Below are 413 nucleotides of genomic sequence, written 5' to 3'. Positions count from 1 at the left end.
ACCGTTCGCACCGACACCCGGACCCGCGGTACTCACAAAGGTGCCGCCCGTGCCGCCATTACCGCCGGCCTGACCGCCCACCGCCCCATTCGCGCCACCAGTGCCCGGGGTCGCGTCATTGAAGAGATCCGGGTAGCCGGTGCCGTTGTCGCCATTAGCCGCCGGCGCCACCGGATTGGGGTTGACTCCAGCAGCACCCGCGGCGCCGTTGCCGCCGGTACCGCCGGTGCCACCGTTGCCGTAGTTGCCGCCCGCACCGCCGGCACCACCATTGCCGCCAGCCACGCCCGCCGCAGTGGCGCTAAACCCAGCCCCACCCGCGCCACCATTACCCAGCACCCCCGACGGTGTCGTGCCATCAATGCCGTCGCTGCCCGTCGTGGCACCGGTGCCACCCGCGCCGCCCTTACCGC

1 pseudogene is annotated in these 413 nt (G+C 72.4%); it reads right to left on the bottom strand.

The features are described 5' to 3' along the window. Positions 1–413 (bottom strand): annotated as a pseudogene (locus tag ACZY1I_RS32225) (PE family protein); the annotation flags it as partial.

It is taken from the genome of Mycobacterium sp. IDUB_37 (genome assembly GCF_055419245.1).
Note: the sequence above shows the minus strand (reverse complement) of the source record. Positions and strands in the feature narration are given on the sequence as shown.